Annotated in this window: 6 protein-coding genes; 1 reads left to right on the top strand and 5 read right to left on the bottom strand. The window is 37.6% G+C overall.

Annotated features, from left to right (window positions below; translation table 11 throughout):
- The 5 genes from HLX49_RS12845 to acpS form a co-directional block, all read right to left on the bottom strand.
- Positions 1-264 (bottom strand): CopG family ribbon-helix-helix protein (locus HLX49_RS12845; RefSeq protein WP_296362342.1); only part of this gene is annotated, 264 nt, incomplete at its 3' end.
- Between the two features lie 443 nt (positions 265-707).
- Entirely contained in the window at positions 708-1,826 is a 1,119-nt protein-coding gene (gene alr / locus HLX49_RS12840) for an alanine racemase (RefSeq protein ID WP_367112751.1), read from the bottom strand.
- Between the two features lie 432 nt (positions 1,827-2,258).
- Positions 2,259-3,269, bottom strand: coding sequence for a LolA family protein (locus HLX49_RS12835; protein ID WP_077702488.1), 1,011 nt, complete (start codon positions 3,267-3,269; stop codon positions 2,259-2,261).
- Positions 3,270-3,440: 171 nt separating this feature from the next.
- Entirely contained in the window at positions 3,441-4,961 is a 1,521-nt protein-coding gene (locus tag HLX49_RS12830) for a bifunctional ADP-dependent NAD(P)H-hydrate dehydratase/NAD(P)H-hydrate epimerase (RefSeq protein ID WP_077702487.1), read from the bottom strand.
- Between the two features lie 129 nt (positions 4,962-5,090).
- Positions 5,091-5,453, bottom strand: coding sequence for a holo-ACP synthase (acpS, locus tag HLX49_RS12825; protein WP_077702486.1), 363 nt, complete (start codon positions 5,451-5,453; stop codon positions 5,091-5,093).
- Between the two features lie 283 nt (positions 5,454-5,736).
- On the opposite strand from acpS, the gene HLX49_RS12820 reads away from it, so the two are divergent.
- A complete protein-coding gene (locus tag HLX49_RS12820; protein ID WP_077702485.1) occupies positions 5,737-6,507 on the top strand; it encodes a rhomboid family intramembrane serine protease in 771 nt (256 codons plus the stop codon).
- Positions 6,508-6,577: the final 70 nt, after the last annotated feature.

Below are 6,577 nucleotides of genomic sequence, written 5' to 3'. Positions count from 1 at the left end.
TTCCAAGGTGATTTTTTGTTTTTCTGCCGCTTGAAAAGCTTCAGAAGCAATTGTCAAATTAATGCGACCCATTTCTGCATAGCCCTTTTCCATGGTTTCGCGAAATTGTTGAAAATGCTCATCTCTTTTATGCTGAAGATAGTTTCTAGTTGCCTGACATATGAAATCACTTAAATCACTATTCTCATATTTCATCAGACCATCCACCTCATTTAACAGGTTTTTTGGTATTTTCACTAATACTTCTTGCAAGCTTTCTGACAAAACCATCACACCTCCGCCAACTGTTGAACGAACTTTGTAAAAGTTAATTTTATAATATCATTGAATTCGCCTGTTTGCAAAGGGTTCTATAAAAATTCCCCAAAAAATCGCTTGTTTTGTCGTTTCATTTTACTTTCCTTGTGGTATACAAATAGAATAACATTTAGAAGAAATTTTATGTCTATTATTTAGAAAAACTTGGCTTCCCGCCAATTCTTATGGCGGAATAGCGCCGTCGCTTTGCTCATACTATACACTCTGAAAACTTTATACTTTCCTAGTAGTATAAGAAAAACGAGCTTTATCGCCAAAACTTTATGGCGAAAACTGTAATTTCCTTAGCCAATAAATTCTCCTACAACGTTAAAAAAGATAATAACTTCAACAAATTTCGTATACTTTGATCCTTATATTTCGAAATAGCTCCGCATTACATTACATATTCATTGTTCTTTGTAAATACGAGGAATACGATCATTCAATATACAAGGAATCTCATAATTAATGGTCTCAGCATAATTAGACACTTCATCCATGGAAATACATGCATCATTTTGACAACCAATCAGCGTCACCTTCGTCCCTATTGGATAGGCTTGATCTAATTTGATCATCGTTTGGTCCATACAAATTCTCCCAACAATAGGCATTCGCTTTCCATCTACAAGAACGGAAAAACCTTGCATCTTTCTTAGCCAACCGTCTCCATATCCAATAGGAAGCGTACCAATCCACTCTTCTGCTTCTGCCTGATACGTACACCCATAGCTAACACAGTCGCCTGGGTTTATTTTTTTGACATGAACAAGCCTACTATGCAAAGAAAAAGCTTGCTTTAATTCTATCTCCCCCTTTACTTTTATTTCTTGTGAAGGATATAACCCATACATGGAAATTCCAAAACGAACAAAATCATACATGGCTTCTGGAAGTCGTATAGCACTAGCACTGTTACCAATGTGAACGTTAATTTTCTCCATCCGTAGTTCTTTCAGTTGCGAAAGGGTATTTTTGAAGCGCGTTCGTTGCTCATCAAAATACGTTGACTCTGATTCATCAGCTGTAGAAAAGTGTGTAAACACCCCAGTTAAATATATGCTGTTATTTTCATTTAATGCTTGTGAAATGTCTTTCAATTCTTGCTCTGTTCTTATTCCTATTCGCCCCATTCCAGTATCCACTTTTAAATGCAAATGCAGAGGAGGAGAGAATGTATAGCCTTTTATTTGTTCTAACCACTCCTGTTGAAAAACGGTTAGTGTAATCCCATACCTTGCTGCAACGATTGCTGATTTAGGTGGAACCCAACCTAATACGAGAATCGGTGCTTTTATTGATGCTTCACGTAACTTGATCGCTTCTTCTAATAGTGCTACAGCTAAATAATCTGACCCTGCTTGCAACGCTTGCTTAGCAATTTGTACGCTTCCATGTCCATACCCATTCGCTTTTACTACAGCCATTACCTTTGTTTCTTTTGGTAGTTTTTTCTGTATTTGTTTTATATTATATGCAATTGCATCCAAATCTATTTCTATCCATGTATTTCGATGTATGTCCAAAATGAATACTCCCTTTCTTGCAAATAGCTTGGTTAAAGATTGATACATCTATTATTTCTTGTTAACAAAGCACTGTCAATGCTAGTCGCTCTGTTGTATGCGTTAAGTTTTTCCATGCATAGTTATAACCTCTATATTTCCAGCACACTATTTATGTCCATCTTATGTCAATTGTTTTGCACTATTAGGAAAGGATAAGATTTTTATTGGTTTATAGTATAAGAAACGCACAAGCGAAATGTAGATAGTGACCGCTGTGGAAAAACACTACGTTAGCTTAACAGTATGAACTGCGCTATATTTGCACTTAAAAATAGAACGGCTACTACGAAACTACCGCTTACTAACCTGCTTTTTTCTATCACGTTCTACAAACAAAGAACCTAACAGAAAAAAGCAGACCCGCATGATAGAGTCTGCTCGTAACCTAGGTCACTTCACTTCTTTGCTTTGGACAGATTTTGCAACTTCAATAAGTTCCTCCTTTGTTAACTCTTCACTAGCCAACATAAAATCAACGCCATTATGCGTCCACTCCATGGAATTATCCGTCATAGCTCCAACCGTAAAACCTAAATTCACAATCTCTCCTTCTGCTTCCTTTGGGTTAGCCATGGTTGTTTGCGCATTTGCTTTTTCTTGCACCAAGGTGAAATTCTTTTCCCCTTCAAAGGTTAAGATGACCCGCTCACCTGTATCGGTAGATGTTTCTTTCTTTTCCTTTAGTTCCGCTCCTGCCATGTAAGATGGATAAAACACCGTTAATGCTTCTTCTTCATTTACAGCGGCGGTTTCTTTTGCTTCTTCCCCACCCATATTCTTCTTCATAGAAAAATCATCTTCTTGGAAGCTTGCTTTACTATCAAAGTTGGAAAAGCTAACTTCAACTAATGCATTTTTATCTTTATCCAACACCTTTACTTGTACAGGTTGCAACGATTTTTTATCTAAATAAATTTCTTGATACGGTAAATTGTTATTGCTCTGATAATTTGTTTTTGTCTTAAACACGTAATGGGCATCGGTAATTTCAAATTCCGCTTCCTTATCTTTTTCAATATCCTGAACCAAAGATTGGTATAAATAAGGCTGGCTGCTATTTTGCGGCCATTCGGACTGAAATTTAAAACTCTTATTTAAAGCTGGGGTAAGCACAAAAACCCCATCTTCATTTTTTAAAATGATTTGATTGCCCTTTTCATCAGACTTATTGGATAATCCGACACGATACATATCTTCTTTTTTATGCCAAATATCAATTTGAAACGTTTGCTGTTCCTTACCTGTATTCATATTCATTTCCGCTTTTGCTTTATACCCGTCCATCTTCTCAGCTTTTTCTTGCAAATCGGCTACAACATCTTCTTGGGATTTTTCACCACAAGCAGCTAATACGATTACGAGGCCGGCAAACAAGAGCACCCCAATGATTTTCATCTTCATGTACATATCTCCCTTGTCTCAGTTAATTCAAGCAAACTTAGCTAGTGACAAGCCTTTAGACGCAGGCGACTGCCTCGTTGTACTTATACGTAGGACAGAAAAAGAAGTTCGTTTTCTACCTTCCGACCATCTCTTTTGTCCTTTTCTAACGTAAAACAAAGGGAACCCTTATCAACCACTACTTAAAATCGCACGATATACACGTGTTATTCCATTGATTACATCACTAGCAAGCAAATCATGTTCAGAATGCTGATCTTGGACAAGTAAATCGGCTGACATACCATGAATGAAACAAGCATTGCATAAAGCATCTAACAAACTTTGCTTTTGCATCACCATCGCTAACATTATCCCTGTTAACACATCGCCACTGCCACCTTTGCTAAGACCTGCGTTACCTGTTGGATTTAGCCTTTGTACACCATCTGGTGCGGTAATAATGGTATATCTACCTTTTAACACAACATACACACTATATGTTTGCGCAAATTCCTTGGCATATTGAAATGGCTTTTGTAATACTTCACGAATTGTGATTCCCAATAGCATAGCCATTTCCCCAGGGTGTGGGGTAATAACGGTTGAATAAGCTCTGGCATTTAAATCAGGCAATAACTGTGACAAATGGTAAAGTCCGTCCCCATCAATGATAATAGGACAAGTCGCTGTTTTCATAACATGGGCTACAAAATCCTTTGTTATTTTTTTCCTCCCTAAACCCATACCGATTGCTGCGGCATCATAAGCACCAAATGAGATTTCTGAATGATTATTAAGATAGCCATTTGTATCCATTAAAGGTATATACATAGCTTCCACACTGTTTCCGGCAATCATTTGAATCACAGGTAAAGCACTAGCACCCGTTATTAAACCGGCTCCCGATTTTAATGCGGCTTGTACTGACATCGATAAGGCACCTGGCATTTCCTTACACCCACCGATAATCAGACCTTTTCCATGATTGCCTTTGTGGTCAAATAATTCGCGCTTTGGTAACGTCTTTTCCACATTTTCTAGCTGCCACACTGTTTTGTTTGTAAGTCGATGGAACATAAATGTCGGCAGACCGATAGAGACAACGTCCCATTCTCCGTAGAACGGAGCAGTATTTGGGAGAAAGGCGCTTTCCTTCGGGGCGCCAATGATAACCGTGTAATCAGCTTGTACAGCGTAAATAGAATTCTCGCCTTCATCCGCAGGGACGCCAGAAGGAATATCTACAGAAATGACATAGGTTTCTTGTTCATTAATAAGAGAAATAAGAGTAGCTAACGGTTCACGCACCTCCCCTTTCATCCCAATACCAATCATGGCATCAATAAGAACATCCACCTCTTTCAACATCTGGATAGATTCCCCATTGTAGTGAGTAACATTCCCTCCACACTTTTCATAAATCACCTTATGATCATACGCATCACCAGTAATTTTTTCATTTGCAACTACTTGAAATACTTCGACTTGGTAGCCTTCGTCGAGTAACGTACGTGCAATGACAAAACCGTCCCCACCATTATTACCTGCTCCTGCCAAGATACAAATTTTTTCTTTTACCGAAATTTGCTCCATTACTTTAAAAGCAACAGCTCGTCCGGCATTTTCCATCAGCAATTTTCCTTCTAAACCAATTTCCTGCATAGCTAAACGATCCATATCGTACATTTCTTTCGCGGTGACAATAAACAATTTTGTTCCCTCCTACCCGCACTAAAATATATGAGACAAACCTTGTGATTATGCATGTGTTACATGTGACGTGCGATAAGTTTTTAAGATAAACAACAACGTTTTAACTTTCACGTAATGCTTGGCATTTTAAAATCGTGCTTCCAAAATAACTTGTGCTACGGCATAATGCTCTGCATGAGAGATCGATAGAAATATGTTTTCTTCTTCAAATCCTACTACATGTAATACAGGAGCTCCATCTTTCGTTTTGCTTACTGTCATATCTTGAAAAGCGAGTTTACCAATACCAGTACCTGCCGCTTTAGCAAATGCCTCTTTTGCTGCAAATCTTCCAGCAACGTATTCGATCTTCCGTTTTTCATTTGTTAATTGTCTGTAACCTTCTCTTTCTTGAGGCGTTAAAATTCGCTCCACAAAGCGAGCATTGTTCAGTAAGCTCTGTCGAATGCGCTCCAATTCAATAATATCTATTCCAATTCCTTTAATCATCGCCTTCTCCTCGTATCGTATATTTAGACGGTAGTTTTTCGTCCATTATCGTTGATTTGTTTTACTGCTTTAAAATATGCTTGACATATCATAGCGGCGTATATTAGTACAGGTTAAAAACGGATTGGATAACCTTTCATTTGTCATTTTTATTCGACTTTTTAAATAGCATTTAGTAGGATAAAATTAATTATAAGTGCGTATGGTACAATTTAAAAGGAAGCACTACATTTATCATACACCCTAGCACGCATTTTCAAAAATTATTCCACGGAGGAATCTAATGTTTATAAGACATGAAAGAAGCTTAAAAGAATTTATACAATCGTATCCCATCGTTTCCACCCTTGTAATCATTCACTTAGCTTTATGGCTCGTAATTAATTTCTTACAATTACCATTTGGCATTTGGCTGTATCAATTAGGCGAAGGGAGTAATTATGGTATTGAGCAAGGGGAATATTGGCGGCTTATTACACCGATATTTCTTCATGCCGATTTAATGCATGCCTTGTTTAATTCCTTCTCCCTTGTGCTATTTGGACCTGCTTTAGAGCAAATGCTTGGGAGGACAAAATTTATTATTGGCTACCTTTTTGCAGGTATATTTGGGAACCTTGGAACATATTTAGTAGAAGATTTATTTTACTTCCATATAGGAGCTTCAGGGGCAATTTTTGGCTTGTTTGGGATATATATATTCATGGTTTTGTTTCGCAAACATCTCATCGATCAGATAAGCTCTCAAATCGTAACGACGATATGCATTATTGGTCTGATTATGACCTTCTTCAATCCAGGCATCAATGTTTCCGGGCATATCTTCGGTTTCCTTGGTGGAGTTATCATTGCACCGATTGTTTTAGCAGGGGCTAATAGCTATAATCCATGGGCAGCCATGGCAAGACGTAATCGTTACAGAAATGATGATGATATTCAGTTTGACCCTAATCGCTGGAATAAAAAGCGCCTTCCGCGGTCTTTTACAAAAAATATTGGTTGGATTATCTTCGGCGTTCTCGTGTTACTTGGCTTATTTAGTCGTTTATTCTAATTGCATGGTCCCCCTTCAAACATAAGAAAATAATTTTTTATATAATATGGTTTTAGTTTACTAATGATAA

Origin of the sequence: Virgibacillus sp., from assembly GCF_013393565.1 — a bacterium.
GTDB lineage: Bacteria > Bacillota > Bacilli > Bacillales > Amphibacillaceae > Virgibacillus > Virgibacillus dokdonensis.
The sequence above is the reverse complement of the archived record's forward strand: the minus strand, read 5'-3'. Positions and strand labels throughout refer to the sequence as shown.

Excerpts from the sequence above, each read along its gene's own strand:
- HLX49_RS12835 (WP_077702488.1), bottom strand. The coding sequence starts at position 3,269 with ATGAAGATGAAAATCATTGGGGTGCTCTTGTTTGCCGGCCTCGTAATC.
- HLX49_RS12820 (WP_077702485.1), top strand. The coding sequence starts at position 5,737 with ATGTTTATAAGACATGAAAGAAGCTTAAAAGAATTTATACAATCGTAT.
- acpS (WP_077702486.1), bottom strand. The coding sequence starts at position 5,453 with ATGATTAAAGGAATTGGAATAGATATTATTGAATTGGAGCGCATTCGA.